Below are 17193 nucleotides of genomic sequence, written 5' to 3' on the forward strand. Positions count from 1 at the left end.
TTTTTCTGCCAACCCCTTTTTGCGGATTTTTTTTACTTCGCCGGCACGAGGCGTTCGATGCCGCCCATGTATGGGCGCAGCACGTCCGGCACCGTGATCGAACCATCGGCATTCTGGTAGTTCTCCAGCACCGCGACGAGCGCGCGCCCCACCGCCAGGCCCGAACCGTTCAGCGTGTGCACCAACTCCGGCTTGCCCTGCGCATTGCGGAACCGCGCCTGCATCCGGCGCGCCTGGAAGCTCTCCATGTTCGAACACGACGAGATCTCGCGGTACGTGTTCTGTGCCGGAATCCATACTTCCATGTCGTACGTCTTCGCCGAACCGAAGCCCATGTCGCCCGTGCACAGCACGATCGTACGGAACGGCAGCTCCAACTTCTTCAGAATCGCCTCGGCATGCCCAACCAGCATCTCCAAGGTGTCGTACGACTCCTCCGGACGCACCACATGCACCAGCTCGACCTTGTCGAACTGATGCTGGCGAATCATGCCGCGCGTGTCCTTCCCGTAGCTGCCCGCTTCCGAACGGAAGCACGGCGTGTGCGCCACCATGCGCATCGGCAGCGCATCGTTGGCCAGCAGTTCGTCGCGCACCAGATTCGTCAGCGACACTTCCGCCGTCGGAATCAAATAGAAGTTCTCGATGCGCTCGCCCTCGTCGCCACCTACCTTGCGCGGCACCTTGAACAGGTCATCCTCGAACTTCGGCAATTGCCCCGTGCCACGCATCGACGCCGCATTCACGATGTACGGCACATACGTTTCCGTATACCCGTGCTCCGAGGTGTGCGTGTCGATCATGAACTGTGCGAGCGCCCGGTGCAGACGGGCAATGCCCCCCTTCATCACCGAGAATCGCGCACCGGCGAGCTTCGCCGCCGCATCGAAATCCAACCCGAGCGCAGCACCGAGGTCAACGTGATCGCGCGGCGTGAAGTCGAATTGACGCGGCGTGCCCCAGCGACGCACTTCCACGTTCTGCGACTCGTCCGAACCGACAGGCACGCTCTCGTGCGGCAAGTTCGGCACGCCCAGCAACAGTTCCGACAGACGCGCCTGGATCTCTTCCAGCCGCTCCGACGACGCCTTGAGCTTGTCGGCAATGCCACCAACTTCGGCGATCTCGGCCGACGCGTCCTCGCCCTTGCCCTTCTTCATGCCGACCTGCTTCGAGAGCGCATTGCGGCGAGCCTGCAGTTCCTCGGTTTGCGTCTGAATCTGCTTGCGCTCTGCCTCGAGCGCAGCGAACGCCGCCACGTCCAGCGTATAGCCGCGCGCCTTGAGTCGCGCGGCTACGCCGTCGAGATCCTTGCGAAGAAGTTGAATGTCGAGCATGGTGGGTCGTCTGTCGTTAGCGGCCCACACACTTGTGGGCCATGAAATTCGTGGTGGCCACCCCGGCACCTTCCCGGCACCGGCGGTGGCAGCAAAGCCGAGATTTTACCAAACGCACACCGCGATGACGCCATTTGGCGGATTCGCTGTGATGTGCTTCGATCTGAAGGATGTCGCCGCGCCGCACAGGCTACCGGTCGCCGTTCGACCTCAGGCGGACTCGTCGTCGGACGCCTCGGCAGGCGGCGTCTTGCCGGAAGTCGCATTGTCCGGCGCGGACGCCTTCGCCGGCACGCCGGACGTCTTCCCCCTGGCATGCGTGCGCCGCCATTCGGCATCGAGCGACTTCAGCCAATTGAGCTTCTCGCCGATCTTGCCCTCGAGTCCGCGCGGCACCGGACGATACCACTGTTGCGCGCGCATATCGTCGGGAAAATAAGTCTCTCCGGCAGCGTAACCATCGGGCTCGTCGTGCGCGTAACGGTACTCGTGGCCATAGCCGAGTTCCTTCATCAGCCTGGTCGGCGCGTTGCGCAGATGGATCGGCACCGCGCGCGACTTGTCCTTGCCGACGAACGCCCGCGCCTGATTGTAGGCGTTGTAACCGGCGTTGGACTTCGGCGCGGCCGCGAGATAGAGAATGGCCTGCGCGAGCGCAAGCTCCCCTTCGGGCGTCCCAAGGCGCTCGTATGTCTCTGCCGCGTCGAGCGCGATGCGCGCCGCGCGCGGATCGGCCAGGCCAATGTCCTCCCACGCCATGCGCACGATACGCCGCGCCAGATAGCGCGGGTCGGCGCCGCCGTCGAGCATGCGGCAGAACCAGTACAGCGCGCCGTCCGGCGAGCTGCCGCGCACCGACTTGTGCAAGGCGCTGATCTGGTCGTAGAACGCATCGCCCCCCTTGTCGAAACGACGCAGATTCTCGGCAAGCACGCTGGCCAGCAACGTCTCGTCGATCGTCTCCAGACCCTGCGACATTGCCGCCTGCGCGACGATCTCCACATTGTTGAGCAACTTGCGGCCGTCGCCATCGGCCGAGTCGATCAGGCCCTGACGCGCCTCGTCGGTAAAGCCGATGTCGCCCAGCTCGCGCGCCGCGCGCGTGACCATCTCGCCGAGCTCTTCGTCGTTCAGACTCTTGAGCACATACACGGCCGCCCGCGAGAGCAATGCACCGTTCACTTCGAACGACGGATTCTCCGTGGTGGCGCCTACAAAGATGAACAACCCCGATTCCACGTGTGGCAGGAATGCGTCCTGCTGTGCCTTGTTGAAGCGGTGCACCTCGTCGACGAACACGACCGTCTGCTTGCCCTGCGCCCGCTGGATCTGCGCCGCCTCGACGGCGTCGCGAATATCCTTCACCCCCGAGAGCACCGCCGATAGCGAAATGAAGTAGGCCTTGAAGGCGTCGGCCATCAGGCGCGCGAGCGTGGTCTTGCCGACGCCCGGCGGCCCCCACAGGATCATCGAGTGAGGACGCCCCGCCTCGAATGCCACGCGCAACGGCTTGCCCTTGCCCAGCAGGTGGCGCTGGCCAATCACGTCGTCGATGGTATGGGGGCGCAGGCGCTCGGCCAGAGGTACCGAGGCCGACAGCGGGGCGTCGTGTGGCATGTTCTCAAGCGGCGCGGCCGGGGATGTCCCCGGCCGCATTCGGATAATCGGATGTGCCCATTATGCCAGCCCGGCCAGCGCGCCGCCGGCAAGCCCCGCGATATGCCGGCCGACGAAGGGTCACCGGCCGGCGCCGATCCGCCCGCCTCGCCCAGACATCCGCGGCAACTCATGGACAGGCTTAGGCGTGCCCGGACACGCGCCGTGTGGACGCAGCCGCGCCCGGCACCGGCTCAACCCTTGATCAGGTCGGCACCCTTGGGCATGGTGAACTTGAAGTGGTCCGCAGGCATCGGCGGATTTTTCTGAATCTTGTCGAAGGTCAGCAGGGTCACGTTGCCGAACGCATCGTACAGTTCCATCGCGGCCAGATTGCCATCGCGAAACCCGATGCCAACGCGCTGGAACTGCGTGTCCTGGGCCTTGGGCTTGAGCTCGACCCAGTCGATGCCATTCTTCACGCCGGCATCCTTGAGCGAAAAGCTTTTCTCGATGTCGTTGCTGCCGAACAGAATGGCGGCCGGACTAGCCCCCAGCGACGCGCCCAGCTTGCGCTCGGTCACCTGGTTCAGGTCCTTGTCGTAGATGTAAAGCGTCTCGCCGTCTGCCTGAAGCAGCTGCTCATACGGCTTCACGTAACGCCAGACGAAGCGCCCCGGGCGAGAGAATTCGAAGGTGCCCGATGCCGCATTCGTCACTTTCATCGTGCCGTCCTGCTGCCCCTTGACCTGCTTCTGCTCGAACTCGCCTCGCGCCGACTTCACCTGCGCGGCAAACGCCTTGAGTTGCGCCGTGCCGCTCGCAAAAGCGGGAGCAACCCACGCCGCCAATGTCATGCCCACGGCACCGACCACGATCGGCAGGCCTCGTTTGAATCCCAGCATGTTTGTCATTCTCCTTCGCGATTCGGCACCAGGATCTCCCGGTTGCCGTTGCTCGCCATCGCCGACACGACGCCGGACTGTTCCATCTGTTCGAGCAGGCGCGCCGCGCGGTTGTAGCCGATACGCAGATGCCGCTGCACCAGCGAGATCGATGCCCGGCGCTGCTTGAGCACCACGGCCACGGCCTGGTCGTACAGGGGATCGGACTCGCCGCCCCCCTCGCCGGTTCCGCCGCCCGCCCCGTCCACGCCACCATCCTCACCTTCCGCGGCGCCGTCCAGAATGCCTTCGACGTAGTTCGCCTCGCCCTGCTCCCTGAGCCGTTCGACCACGCGATGCACCTCGTCGTCGGCCACGAACGCGCCATGCACGCGCAGCGGCAAGCCGGTACCGGGCGGCATGTAGAGCATGTCGCCCATGCCCAGCAGCGTTTCGGCCCCCTGCTGGTCGAGAATGGTGCGCGAGTCGATCTTGGAGGACACCTGGAACGCCACGCGCGTCGGCACGTTCGCCTTGATCAACCCGGTGATCACGTCGACCGAGGGTCGCTGCGTGGCCAGAATCAGGTGAATGCCCGCCGCCCGCGCCTTTTGCGCGATACGCGCGATCAACTCTTCGACCTTCTTGCCGACAACCATCATCAGGTCCGCCAGCTCGTCGATCACCACGACGATATACGGCAGACGCTGCAACGGCTCCGGCGCCTCCGGCGTGAGCGAGAAGGGATTGGGAATATGTTCTTCGCGCTTGGTGGCGTCGTCGATCTTGTTGTTGTACCCGGCCAGGTTGCGCACGCCGAGCTTACTCATGAGCTTGTAGCGACGCTCCATTTCCGCGACGACCCAGTTCAGCGCATGGCCAGCCTGGCGCATGTCGGTGACCACCGGACACAACAGATGCTGGATGCCTTCGTACATGCTCATTTCGAGCATCTTCGGATCGATCAGGATCAGGCGCACCTGCTCGGCCGTCGCCTTGTAGAGCAGCGACAGGATCATGGCGTTGATCCCCACCGACTTGCCGGAACCGGTGGTGCCGGCCACGAGCAGGTGAGGCATCTTGGCCAGATCGGCCACGACCGGCTTGCCGCCGATGTCCTTGCCGAGCGCCAGCGTCAGCAGCGACGAGGAGTCGTTGTAGATCTCGGAACCCAGAATCTCCGTCAGACGCACCGTCTGGCGGCGCGGATTCGGCAGCTCCAGCCCCATGAAATTCTTGCCCGGAATGGTCTCCACCACGCGGATCGACACCAACGAGAGCGAGCGCGCCAGATCCTTCGCGAGGTTCACGATCTGACTGCCCTTCACCCCCGTGGCCGGCTCGATTTCGTAGCGCGTGATGACCGGCCCCGGATAGGCCGCCACGACGCTCACCTCCACGCCGAAGTCCTTGAGCTTCTTCTCGATCAGGCGCGAGGTGAACTCCAGGGTCTCGGCGGACACCGTCTCCTGCGCGGCCGGTGCGGCATCGAGCAGCGCGAGCGGCGGCAGGATCGAATCGGGCAGATCGGCAAACAACGGCGCCTGCTTCTCCTTCTCCACGCGCTCGCTCTTGGGCACGACCTTGACCGGCGGCACGATCTGCACCGGCTCGTGCACTTCGGCGCGCACGCGGTTCTGCACGACGGCGCCTTCGCGCGCCATTGCCGCCTCCTCGCCCAGACGGCGATCCTGGCGCGCTTCGCGACGACGACGAATCACCGTACCAGTATCGAGAATCAGCGCGCCGAGCTTCTCGGCGGCGGACAGCCACGAGAAATGGAACAGCAACGACAGCCCGAAGGCGAAGATGAGCAGGAGTGCCAGCGTGCCGCCCGTGAAGCCGAGCGCGTGCTGGAAGAAGCCGCCGACAGTCTCGCCGATCACACCGCCGGATGCGCGCGGCAATTGGGCCTTGAGGCGGTACAGGCGCAGCGATTCGATGCCGGCGCTGGAGAGCAGCACCATCAGGGAAGAGACGATTTCCACCCAACCGCCGCTTGCCAGCCGCTCTCGCAGCGGCGGCGCCTCGCGCCGGGCGGAAATTCGCCGGTAGCCGGCGACGACGCGCCGGGCAATGAACACGACCAGCCAGTAGGCGGACAGGCCGAGGGTGAGCAGCAGCATGTCGGCCACCCACGCGCCCACGCGCCCCGCCCAGTTGGCGATGCGCTCCACGTGCGCCGCATGTGTCCAGCTGGGGTCCAGACGGCTGTACGAGAACAACGCCATCAACAGGAACACCATCAGCGCGACCTGCGCCATCCAGCGGATTTCATGGAAAAGGTGCGTCACCCGATTGGGCAACGACGATCCGGCACCAGCAGAGTAAGAAGATTTCGTCGTCATCAAGCCATGGGGTTGGGCGGGCAGACGGGCGGCCTGCCGCGCGGCAAGGCTCCATTGTAAACAACTATTACATTCGTTAATGCAGGAAAAGGTGACAAGCAGTAACGCCGGGACTTCCCGCAACGCGCCGCCCGGCTTCCGGCGCTCGCGTAGGCCCCGATCCGGTCCTTCGCTATCGCGTCGATTGCAAGGCTCCATCAACGAAACGACGTCGGCCCTTTATAATGTGGGTTTGCGCCGGATCCGTTCCGGCGCCAGCCCCTACCCCCTTTCCGGTGAGTCCGTCCATGTCCGTCGCCAAGCACGCAAAAGTCCTGATTCTCGGTTCCGGCCCCGCCGGCTACAGCGCCGCCGTCTATGCCGCGCGCGCCAACCTCAACCCCGTGCTGATCACCGGGATCGCCCAGGGCGGCCAGTTGATGACCACCACGGACGTCGAGAACTGGCCCGGCGACCCGACCGGCGTGCAAGGCCCCGAACTCATGGCCCGCATGCAGGCCCACGCCGAGCACTTCAACACCGAGATAATCTTCGATCACATCCACACGGTGCACCTGAACGAGCGCCCGCTGCGCCTGATCGGCGACGCCGGCGAATACACCGCCGACGCCCTGATCATCGCCACCGGCGCCTCGGCCCAGTACCTGGGCCTGCCGTCCGAAGAGGCATTCTCGGGTCGCGGCGTGTCCGCCTGCGCCACGTGCGACGGTTTCTTCTACAAAGGCAAGGAAGTTTGCGTCGTCGGTGGCGGCAACACGGCCGTGGAAGAGGCGCTGTATCTGGCGAACATCGCCAGCAAGGTGACCGTGATCCACCGTCGCGACAAATTCCGCGCCGAACCGATTCTGATCGACCGTCTGCTGGAGAAAGCCAAGCAGGGCGTGGTCGAACTGAAATACGACCACGTGCTCGACGAAGTGACCGGCGATGACTCCGGCGTCACCGGCGTGCGCATCAAGAACGTGAAGACCGGCGCGCACGAGGACATCGCGCTGCACGGCGTGTTCATCGCCATCGGCCACAAGCCGAATACCGATATCTTCGAGGGTCAGCTCGAGATGAAGAACGGGTACATCGTCACGCACAGCGGCCTGAACGGCAACGCGACGGCGACCAGCGTGCCGGGCGTGTTCGCCGCCGGCGACGTGCAGGACCACGTCTACCGTCAAGCCATCACCAGCGCCGGCACGGGTTGCATGGCCGCGCTCGACGCCCAACGCTACCTCGAAAATCTCGACCAGTAAGGCATTCGCGCCATGTTTCGGCGCCCTCGCCGTCCGGCGCTCGCGGCTTGGTCCGTGGCGCCATTCGGTCTTGGCGCCGCTGCCTGTGGTGCCGTTGACATATTTGGCACCCTCGGCACCCTCGGCACCCTCGGCACCTTTGGCGCGACCGGATCCAACCGATCCGTTCGCCCAGCTTGATCCTCCCTCGTCCTTGTTCGCACGCCCATGAGCAAGAAGCCACCGAAACTCAGCCTCGGCGACCTCGCCGCCCTGCGCGATACGCTCGCGAAGGAGACGGCCGCGCGTGAGGCCGAACGTCTGGCCGCCGCCCAGCGCGCCGCCCAGGCCCGGCGCGACGCCAATGTGTTCCGCGACAGCATCGGCGACATCGCGCCGCTCGCCGCCAGGGGTGCCGTCGATCGCGTCGAGCACCCGCGTCGCCCGCCCGAGCCCGTCGCCCGCCAGACGCAGGAAGACGAAGCGGCGGTGCTTTTCGAATCGCTTTCCGACGAGTTCGATCCCGAAGCGCTGCTCGACACCGACGACCGGCTGTCTTACCGCCGCCCCGGCATCAGCCAGGACGCCGTACTCAAGCTCCAGCGCGGCGAATGGGTCGTGCAAGCGCAGATCGACCTGCATGGCATGCGCCGCGACGAGGCGCGCGAAGCGCTGTCCGCGTTTCTGCACGACGCCGTCAAGCGCGGCCTGCGCTGCGTGCGCGTGATCCACGGCAAGGGGCTGGGGTCGGTCAATCGCGAACCGGTGCTCAAGGACAAGGTGCGAGGCTGGCTCGCACAGAAGAACGAAGTGCTCGCGTGGGCGCAGGCGCAAGGACGCGACGGCGGCGGCGGTGCGCTGGTAGTATTGCTCCAGGCTGCGCAGACGAGGGCGCCCCGCGGGTAAGCGAACGCGCCCCCGCCGATCACGACGTATCACTCTCGGGATTCGCCGATGATTCAAGAGATGAGCGCCCAGCTGCATACGATTCTGGCCGTGATGGAGGCCATAGCCGTATTCTCGTGCGCCATCTCGGGGTTCGCCGAAGCCCGCAAGCAGCACCTCGATCCGGTCGGCGCCTTCGTGCTGGCCTTCGCCACGGCATTCGGCGGCGGCACGCTGCGCGACGTGCTGCTCGACCATCGTCCGTTCTACTGGGTGCAGCACCAGTGGTACACGGTCATCATTCTGGTGCTCTCGCTCTCGACATCCGGCGTCATGAAGCTCGTCTCGCGCGTGGCGACCGAGCGCGTGCTGCTCATTACCGACGCCATCGGCCTTGGCTTCTTCAGCGCATCCGGCACGTCGCTCGCGCTGCAGACCGACATGTCGGCACTGATGTCCGTGATGATGGGGGTCATTACCGGCGTGGGCGGCGGCGTGATTCGCGACATCCTCTGCAACGAGGTGCCGCTGGTTTTGCGCGACACACGCCCTTACGCGATATGCGCCTTCGTCGGCGGCTGGATCTACATCGCGCTCACGTACGTCGATCTCGACCCGCTCTACACCTTGTCGATCAGCGCGCTGTCGGTGATCTTCGTGCGCCTGATCACCGTCGCGTTCGATGTCCGGCTCAAATCCTGAACACACCGGTTTCGATCCCGCCTCCATCACACATCCAACGCGCCGCTAGCGCGCTTCCAACGCGATACAAACCGAATCGACGGTATCAAACGTTGAAGGGCGACGCCGCCAACGCGGTCGTCGCCCTTCCGATTTCCGATGCCCGCCGGCGCACCGTGACCGATCCGAGCGTAGCGGCGCGTGTCGCGCCGCGCGCCTCAGACGGCTTGCTCGCCCTCTTCGCCCGTGCGGATGCGGATCACGCGCTCCACGTCGGTCACGAAAATCTTGCCGTCGCCGATCTTGCCGGTGCGCGCAGCGCCAAGCACGGCGTCGATGACCTGCTCCGCCTGCGCGGCGCTCACCACGACCTCGATCTTGATCTTCGGCAGGAAGTCGACGACATACTCCGCGCCGCGATACAGCTCGGTGTGGCCCTTCTGACGGCCGAAGCCCTTCACTTCCGTGACGGTCAGGCCGGTCACGCCGACTTCGGCCAGCGCCTCGCGAACTTCGTCGAGCTTGAAGGGTTTGATGATGGCAGTTACGCGTTTCATTGTCGCCTCGATATCCTGGTTGTCTTGGTTGTCTTGGTTGGAGGGTTCTGAGCCTTCACCGGGCTATTGTACCGGGCCGGGAGGGCGTGCCGATGACGGCGCACCCACGGTCGCGGTGTCAGGCATGCGGATCGTCCGGCACCGTGTCGAGATCCGCGAGCCACACCATCGACTCCGAGTCGCTCGGCGCTCGCCAGTCGCCGCGCGGCGAGAGCGAGCCGCCGGTGCCGACCTTCGGAGCGTTGGGGATGCACGACCGCTTGAACTGGCTGGTGCGGAAGAACCGATCGAGGAAGATGCGCAGGTTGCGCTTGATCGCGACCAGGTCGTAGGCGTGTCGCGCGACGTGTCCCTCGTCCGGCCAGCATCCGAGCGCGGCGTCGTGCCATGCGCTCCACGACAGGAACGCCACCTTGCGCGGGGCATAGCCGAAGCGCAGCGTGTAGTACAGATTGAAGTCCTGCAGCTCGTACGGCCCGATGAAGTGCTCGGTGCGCTGCTCGGGCGCCCCGTTGGCCTTGCCGGGCACCAGTTCCGGGCTGATTTCCGTCTCCAGAATGTCGATGAGCACGTTGCGCTGCGGTGCGCCCTTCGGCGACTTCGCCTGCGAAGCCGACGCGGCGCCGCCCAATTGCCCCGTTTCCGCGACCCATCGCACGAGATGCATGATGAGGGTCTTCGGCACGCTGGCATTCACGTTGTAGTGCGACATGTGGTCGCCTACGCCATAGGTGCACCAGCCCAACGCCAGCTCACTCAGGTCACCGGTGCCGATCACGATGGCGCCCTGATGGTTTGCCAACCGGAACAGGTGATTGGTGCGCTCGCCCGCCTGCACGTTCTCGAAGGTCACATCGTAGACCGCTTCGCCGCGGGCGAACGGATGGTCGAGGTCCTTGAGCATCTGCATGCAGCTCGGGCGAATATCGATCTCGCGCGCCGTGCACCCGACCGCCTCCATCAGCTCGCGCGCCTGACGCAGCGTGCGCTCGCTCGTGGCGAAGCCTGGCATGGTGTACGCCAGGATGTTCGTGCGCGGCAGGCCAAGACGGTCCATGACCTTCGCGCACACAAGCAAGGCGTGTGTCGAGTCGAGCCCGCCGGACACTCCGATGACGACCTTCTGAATTTTCGACGACGCCAGACGCTGCATCAGCGCCTGGACCTGAATGTTGTAGACCTCGTGGCAGCGCTCGTCACGACGCTGCGCATCGGACGGCACGTACGGGAAGCGCGCGACCGCCCGCGCGAGCGGCAGTTCGGCGTCGCGCGGGATCCCGAGATCCACCTCGACAGTGCGAAACCGCGCCACTTCGTCCGCATGGCGACGCACCGACACACCGAACGTCGTCTGGTGCATCCGTTCGCGCGCGAGCCGCTCCAGATCGACGTCCGCGAAAATCAGATGCGACTCGCTCGCGAAGCGGTCCGATTCCGCGAGCATGTCGCCATTCTCGTAAATCAACGCCTGGCCATCCCAGGCCAGATCGGTGCTCGACTCCCCCTGTCCGGCCGAGGTGTAGAGATACGCCGCGAGACACCGCGCCGATTGCTGCCCCACCAGTTGATGGCGATAGGCCGACTTGCCCACGACGACATTCGATGCCGACAGGTTGACGAGCACCGTGGCGCCCGCGAGCGCGGCGAACGACGACGGCGGCACCGGCACCCACACGTCCTCGCAGATCTCGCAGTGAAAGCGCAGCAACGGCTGGTCCGCGGCTTCGAAGATGAGCGATCCGAACGGCACGGCTGTCCCGAGCAGCATGACCGTGTCGACGCCGGCGTCGTCCGCCGCGTTGAACTGGCGCGCCTCGTAGAACTCGCTGTAGTTCGGCAGATACGTCTTCGGAACGACCCCGTGAATCCGGCCGCGCGCCACGACCACGGCGCAATTGAACAGGCGCTGCTGCACGCGCACCGGCATGCCGACAATGAGCGCCGCCCCAAGCTCGCGACTCGCCGAAACGATCTCCGCGAGCGCGGCGTCGCAGGCATCGAGCAACGCGCGCTGCTGGAACAGGTCTTCGCAGCTGTATGCGGGAATCCCCAGTTCGGGGAATGCCACGAGCACCGCGCCGGCGGCGTCGGCCTGCCTGGCGAGCGCAATGGTCTGCGCGGCGTTGTAGGCGGGGTCGGCAACGCGGCATTGCGGCACGCCAACGGCCACGCGTGCGAAATCGTGATTGTAAAGATTGAGGAATCGGTTGGTCATGTCGGCGGCTACCAGGCATCGCCCGTGTGCCAGCCCGTCGGCAAGCGGAGCGGCCATGCGTGGCGCGCCCGCCCGACGCGAGTGGCGGACGTGAGAATCGCCAGTATATTACGCGAGGCCCCGATTTGCCGGGCCCCACGCCGCTTCAGCGCCCTCGTTCGCCCTGCGCCCGCGGTCCGGCCATGCATCGTCGCCACGCTATCCCGCTATCCGGCTATCCCGCTGTCCCGCTTGCACGCGGACGCAACACCGCCACACACATGTCGTCGCCCACGGTGGCGTCGTCATGGGCGGCATGCGTCACGGCGTATGCCGCTTGAACGGCGTATGCGCCTCGAGCTCGCCGATGTGCTCATCCATCGCCGTCGTCTCCGCGTCGAGAAATTCGGCGATGGCATCGGCAAAACGTGTGTCCGCAATCCAGTGCGCCGACCAGGTGGGCGTGGGAAGCAACCCGCGCGCCATCTTGTGCACCCCCTGCGCGCCGCCCTCGAAACTGCGCAGTCCATGCGCAATGCAATATTCGATGCCCTGCGCGTAGCACGTCTCGAAATGCATGCCGGAGACGAAGTCCGTGGCGCCCCAGTAGCGGCCGTACATCGTGTCCCCGCCGATCACGTTCAGCGCGCAGGCGAGCGGTCGGCCGTCGCGCTCGGCCATCACGAGCATCAGCGCGTCGGGCATCGCGGCATGCACGTCACCGAAGAACCCACGGCTCAGGTACGGTGCGTTCCAGTGCTCGCGATAGGTGTTCTCATAGCACCGGTAGAAGAAATCGAGCGCCGCGTCGTCGATGTCGGCGCCGCGCAGCCATCGATACGTCACGCCCGCGTCGCGCACGCGGCGTCGATCCTGCCGGAGCTTCTTGCGCTTTTCCTGGTTCATCTGCGCGAGGAAATCGTCGAACGTGGCGAACCCCGGGTTCTCCCAATGGAACTGCACGCCTTCGCGAAGCATGTAGCCCGCTTCGGTCAGCGCCGCCAGATCGTCGTCGTGCGCGAACAGCACGTGGATCGATGACAACTCGACCTGCTTGGCGAAAGCGATCGCACCGCGTGCGAGCGCCACGCGTTCGGCATGCGTGCGCGCGAGCAGGCGCGGTCCGGTGACTGGCGAGAACGGCACCGCGCACAGCAGTTTCGGGTAGTAGTCCAGGCCGTGGCGGGCAAACGCGTCGGCCCAGGCGTGATCGAAAACGTACTCGCCGCGCGAGTGCGATTTGACATACAGCGGCATCGCCCCGACAAGGCGCTCGCCCGCATGCATGAGCAGATAGGCGGGCTGCCAGCCGGTGCGCTTGGCCGCGCAGCCGCTCGTGTGCATGGCGTTCAGGAAAGCGTGCTGCACGAATGGATTGCCGCCGGCGAGCGCGTTCCACGCGTCGGCCGATACGTCTTCGATCGAATGCACCACACGAATGACCACGTCGCTGCTCACCGCTTCCCCCTCGTCTGCCTGCCTGTGTGTCGACCGCGACACCCCCTGTGCCGGCCCGGCCCGCGCCAATCGCGCGCCGACACCGAATCGCCAGCCATTGTCGCCGAACTCGGCGCCGCTTTCAGACAGGCAACAAAAAACCCGGCATGATGCCGGGTTTTTCGGATGCCGGAAGGCGGCGTCGAGCGCCGCCCGCGAGCCATGACGCTCACTTCTTGGCGTTGGCCACGCCGTCGACGATTTCCTTGTGAGCGGCCTCGATGCCTTCCCAGCCTTCGACCTTGACCCACTTGCCCTTCTCGAGCGCCTTGTAGTTCTCGAAGAAGTGCTTGATCTGGTCCTTGAGGTAGCCCGGCACGTCGTCGATCGACTTCATGTGCGCCGTCATCGGGCAGATCTTGTCGACCGGCACGACGACCAGCTTGGCGTCCACGCCCGATTCGTCGGTCATGTTGAGCATGCCCAGCGCGCGGCAACGCACGATGGAGCCGGCCAGCAGCGGGAACGGCGTGACGACCAGCGCGTCGACGGGGTCGCCGTCGCCCGCGAGCGTTTGCGGAATGAAGCCGTAATTGGCCGGGTAGCGCATGCCCGTGCCGATGAAGCGGTCAACGACCAGCAGGCCCAGATCCTTGTCGGCTTCGTACTTTACCGGGTCGCTTTGCGCCGGGATTTCGATGATGACGTTGAAATCGTTGGGGATGTCCTTGCCGGCAGGCACGTGGTTGAAGCTCATGATGGCATTCCTGTGTATGAAAATGGGCGTGCCGCCGCGCGGCGCATCCCCCCCGCCGACCGGCCGGGTGTCGCGCCGCCCGACGGCAATCGGGCGCGGAACATTATAGCGGGTTTGCCCGCCCTCCCTGTAGCGCCGGCAGCCTGGCCAGCCGTGCCGGCGTCAGGTCGTCCACCCCGGCACAGCCCAGCAATTGCATCGTCGTGCGCAATTCGTCGAGCAGCAGCGCCAGCACCCCGGCGGCCCCCGCCGCACCGCACGCGGCGACACCATACAACGGCGCACGGCCGAGCAGCACGCCCTTGGCGCCGAGCGCCACGGCCTTGACCACGTCGGCCCCGCGCCGCACGCCGCCGTCGACGAATACCGCCATGCCCGGGCCTCGCTCGCTCACCGCCGCCACGATCGGCTCCAGCGCCTCGAGCGGCGCCAGCGTGCTGCCCAGTTGCCGGCCGCCATGGTTCGAGACCACGATGCCGTCGGCACCATGCGCTTGCGCCTGACGGGCGTCGTCCACCGTCTGAATGCCCTTGACGAGCACTTCGCCCGGCCAATGGCGCCGCACCCAGGCCAGGTCGTCCCAACCGAGCGACAGGTCCATCTGACGGCTCAGCATGGCCGCATGGCGCGCCAGGTCGGCCCGCTCGCCCACACTCTTCGCGATATTGCGCAGTTGCGGCGCCCCGTGGGCCAGCATCTGCCAGCTCCAGTGCGGATGCCGCAGGCAATCTGCCACCAGCCGCGGCGTAACGCGTAGCGGTAGCTTGAAACCGTTGCGCACGTCGTGATCGCGCTTGCCGTGCACCGGCGTATCCACGGTGAGCAGCAGCGTGCGAAAACCCGCCTCGCGTGCGCGGCGCATCATGCTCTCGGCGATGCGCCGATCCTGCTGGACATACAACTGAAGCCACAGTTGCGCGTCGGGAGCCGCCGCGCGCACGTCTTCGAGCAACGAGGTCGACGCGGTCGACAACACGAACGGCAATCCGGCATCGGCCGCCGCCCGGGCAAGCAACTCGTCCGCGCGCGGCCAGAACAGACCGTTCAGGCCGGTAGGCCCCACCGCCATCGGCGCACTGGCCGCGCGGCCCCAGAACGTGGTCGCCGCCGAACATTGCGACGTATCCGTCATGACGCGCGGCAAAAACCCCCACTGCCCGAACGCATCCCGATTGCGTCGCAAGGCGTCGCCGTCTTCGGCACCGCCCTCCAGATAATCGAACGCCAGCTTCGTCAACCGCCGCCGCGCCGCCCGCCGGTAATCCTCCACGCAGGAAAATGCCCGCATCGCTTCCCCCAAATTCCTTGTCGCCCTGGTGTCTCGCAGCGGTGCATCGTGCATGGCAGTGCACTGCCGGTACGGGACAAATCGTTAGTCGCTCACAAACAATTGCATTACAATCACTATCGTTACTATCCGAACATACCGGTACCTGCCATGCCGCGCACGACCGCCCGGTCCACCCGGTCACCCCGCCGCACCGAAGACACCTCCGCTGCCTCCTCGACCCCGCCCACCGGGACGGCGGGTAGCGGCAAATCGACGTCGCGTTCGTCCCTTTTCGTGGGATCGACGGAAAAAACCTTTCAGGTGCTGCACGCCTTCGACGGCCCGGCGCGCTACATGACGCTGGGCGACATCGCCAAAGCCGCCGGGCTTGATCGCAGCGCCACGCAGCGGCTCGTGCATACGCTCGAAGTGCTCGGCTATCTCTTTCGCGTGCCGGAGACCCGCACTTACGGGCTGACCACGAAAGTGCTCCAGTTCTCGTTCAACTACATCCGCGCGAACGATCTGGTGGAGAAGGCCGCGCCGTATCTGCTCGACATCTTCCGGCGCGTCGGCGAGACCACCAACCTCCAGGAGCTCGACGGCCACGAGATCGTGTACATCGCACGTTTTCCGGGCCAGCACCTCGTGAACATCGGTATCGTGGTCGGCGCACGGCTGCCGGCCATGTTCACGGCGTCGGGCATTGCGATGCTCTCGCGACTGCCCGAGGCGCGCGTGCGGGAAATCCTGGCGAACACGCCGCTCGAACCGATGACGCCGTACACGGTCATCGACGAGAAGAAACTTCTCGAGCGAATCCAGACTGCCGCTCGCCGGGGCTATGCCATCGTCGAGAGCGAAACCGTGATGGGCGACATTTCGGTCGCCGCGCCGATTACCGATCACGACGGACAGGCCGTTGCGGCCATCAACATCTCGGTGCCCACCTCGCGCTGGACCCGCGAACGCGTGGAAGCCGAACTCGCGCCTCACGTTCAGGTGGCGGCGACGTCCATCTCCAAATCGCGCCTGTCGACATTCCGCCGGTAAGCCGCCGTCCGGCGTCCGGGCTCACCCGGACACCGGCCAAGCCTCACCGGCCTTCGAAAATCGCCAATTGACGCGTGAGTTCGGCACGCAGCTCGCTCGAGAGCGCCGCGGCGGGCGGCACGAGCGGCGCAAGCATCGCCGGCGCATTCACCCCGATCAGATCCATCACCGACTTCATCGGCCCCGGGTTCGTTTCGGCGAACGCCAGGTTCATGAGCGGAATGAGCGAGCGATGCACCGCCAGGGCCTCGGCCGTCTTGCCCTCGGCCGCGAGTGCGAAGATCCGCTGCCATGCCGTGGGCAGCAGCGACGCGGTGACCACAATACCGCCACGCGCCCCCGCCGCCACGTGCAGCGGGAACAGCGTGTCTTCGCCGCTGAGCACCGCAAACGACTCGTCCACGCCCGCCACCGTGCGCAGGAAATGCCACATGTCGGTGTTGCAGGCCTTCATGCCCACGATGTTTTCGTGGCGCGAGAGCTCGTGCAGCACTTCCGGCGCAATCGCGATGCGCGTGCGATAAGGAATCTCATAGATGAGGATCGGCAGCGGCGATTCGTCGGCGTATCGCAGGAAGTAGTCGCGAATGCCGGCTTGCGTGGGATTCGTGTAGTACGGCGTGAGCACGAGCAATCCGTCGGCGCCCGCGGCCGCGAAATCGCGTCCGGCGCCGATGGCGTCGTGATAGCCCGGGTCGAGCACGCCGGCGATCACCGGCACGTCGCGGCCGTGGGCCTTGACTTCCTGCACGGTGATTTCCGCCATGCGCACGCGCTCTGCGCGCGAGAGCGCCCCGTATTCGCCGGTGCCGCCGAGCGGCACCACGCCGTCGATGCCTTGCTTGAGCAGATAGCGCAGCAATGCGCGCGCGGCGTCGGAATGAATCGTGTCGTCGGCGTTCACCGGCGTGGGAATGGCCGGCAGAATGCCCTTGAGTTGTTCGGAGCGAAGCATGAGTTAAACGTCCGTG

Annotated in this window: 14 protein-coding genes; 4 read left to right on the forward strand and 10 right to left on the reverse strand. The window is 65.7% G+C overall.

Translation table 11 applies throughout. The annotated features are described in order from the left end of the window. Positions 1-32: 32 nt before the first annotated feature. The 4 genes from serS to LV28_RS41570 form a co-directional block, all read right to left on the reverse strand. Positions 33-1337: a serine--tRNA ligase gene (gene serS / locus LV28_RS41555; protein ID WP_023597078.1), complete on the reverse strand. Its 1305-nt coding sequence runs from the start codon at positions 1335-1337 to the stop codon at positions 33-35. Between the two features lie 210 nt (positions 1338-1547). Then, positions 1548-2954: a replication-associated recombination protein A gene (locus tag LV28_RS41560; RefSeq protein ID WP_023597079.1), complete on the reverse strand. Its 1407-nt coding sequence runs from the start codon at positions 2952-2954 to the stop codon at positions 1548-1550. Positions 2955-3187: 233 nt separating this feature from the next. Next, positions 3188-3847, reverse strand: a complete 660-nt coding sequence (gene lolA, locus LV28_RS41565; RefSeq protein WP_038620341.1) for an outer membrane lipoprotein chaperone LolA — start codon at positions 3845-3847, stop codon at positions 3188-3190. Then, positions 3844-6165 (reverse strand): DNA translocase FtsK, encoded by a 2322-nt coding sequence (locus LV28_RS41570; protein ID WP_023873491.1) that lies wholly within the window; start codon positions 6163-6165, stop codon positions 3844-3846. The genes lolA and LV28_RS41570 overlap by 4 nt, the downstream gene beginning before the upstream one ends. Positions 6166-6452: 287 nt before the next feature. Between LV28_RS41570 and trxB the strand changes: the two genes are divergently transcribed. From trxB to LV28_RS41585, 3 genes are all read left to right on the forward strand, one after another. Next, positions 6453-7409, forward strand: a complete 957-nt coding sequence (gene trxB / locus LV28_RS41575; protein ID WP_023873490.1) for a thioredoxin-disulfide reductase — start codon at positions 6453-6455, stop codon at positions 7407-7409. 207 nt (positions 7410-7616) lie between these two features. Further along, positions 7617-8294 (forward strand): Smr/MutS family protein, encoded by a 678-nt coding sequence (locus tag LV28_RS41580; RefSeq protein ID WP_023597083.1) that lies wholly within the window; start codon positions 7617-7619, stop codon positions 8292-8294. Positions 8295-8354: 60 nt separating this feature from the next. Continuing rightward, positions 8355-8975 (forward strand): trimeric intracellular cation channel family protein, encoded by a 621-nt coding sequence (locus LV28_RS41585; RefSeq protein ID WP_023873488.1) that lies wholly within the window; start codon positions 8355-8357, stop codon positions 8973-8975. Positions 8976-9172: 197 nt separating this feature from the next. On the opposite strand, the gene LV28_RS41590 is transcribed toward LV28_RS41585, so the two are convergent. From LV28_RS41590 to LV28_RS41610, 5 genes are all read right to left on the reverse strand, one after another. After that, positions 9173-9511, reverse strand: coding sequence for a P-II family nitrogen regulator (locus LV28_RS41590; RefSeq protein WP_010805431.1), 339 nt, complete (start codon positions 9509-9511; stop codon positions 9173-9175). Positions 9512-9629: 118 nt separating this feature from the next. Next, positions 9630-11726 (reverse strand): NAD(+) synthase, encoded by a 2097-nt coding sequence (locus tag LV28_RS41595; protein WP_038620338.1) that lies wholly within the window; start codon positions 11724-11726, stop codon positions 9630-9632. A 300-nt stretch (positions 11727-12026) separates the two neighbouring features. Further along, positions 12027-13163, reverse strand: a complete 1137-nt coding sequence (locus tag LV28_RS41600) for a GNAT family N-acetyltransferase (protein WP_023597086.1) — start codon at positions 13161-13163, stop codon at positions 12027-12029. A gap of 208 nt (positions 13164-13371) precedes the next feature. After that, complete coding sequence (gene ppa, locus LV28_RS41605; RefSeq protein ID WP_023597087.1) at positions 13372-13899, reverse strand: inorganic diphosphatase; 528 nt, start codon at positions 13897-13899, stop codon at positions 13372-13374. 103 nt (positions 13900-14002) lie between these two features. Further along, a complete protein-coding gene (locus tag LV28_RS41610) occupies positions 14003-15187 on the reverse strand; it encodes an alpha-hydroxy acid oxidase (RefSeq protein WP_038620336.1) in 1185 nt (394 codons plus the stop codon). A 150-nt stretch (positions 15188-15337) separates the two neighbouring features. On the opposite strand from LV28_RS41610, the gene LV28_RS41615 reads away from it, so the two are divergent. After that, positions 15338-16222 (forward strand): IclR family transcriptional regulator, encoded by an 885-nt coding sequence (locus LV28_RS41615; protein WP_024788567.1) that lies wholly within the window; start codon positions 15338-15340, stop codon positions 16220-16222. Between the two features lie 43 nt (positions 16223-16265). Here LV28_RS41615 and dapA read toward each other — a convergent pair whose 3' ends face one another. Further along, positions 16266-17177, reverse strand: coding sequence for a 4-hydroxy-tetrahydrodipicolinate synthase (dapA, locus tag LV28_RS41620; RefSeq protein WP_023597090.1), 912 nt, complete (start codon positions 17175-17177; stop codon positions 16266-16268). Positions 17178-17193: the final 16 nt, after the last annotated feature.

Source organism: Pandoraea pnomenusa (assembly GCF_000767615.3).
Classification (GTDB): domain Bacteria; phylum Pseudomonadota; class Gammaproteobacteria; order Burkholderiales; family Burkholderiaceae; genus Pandoraea; species Pandoraea pnomenusa.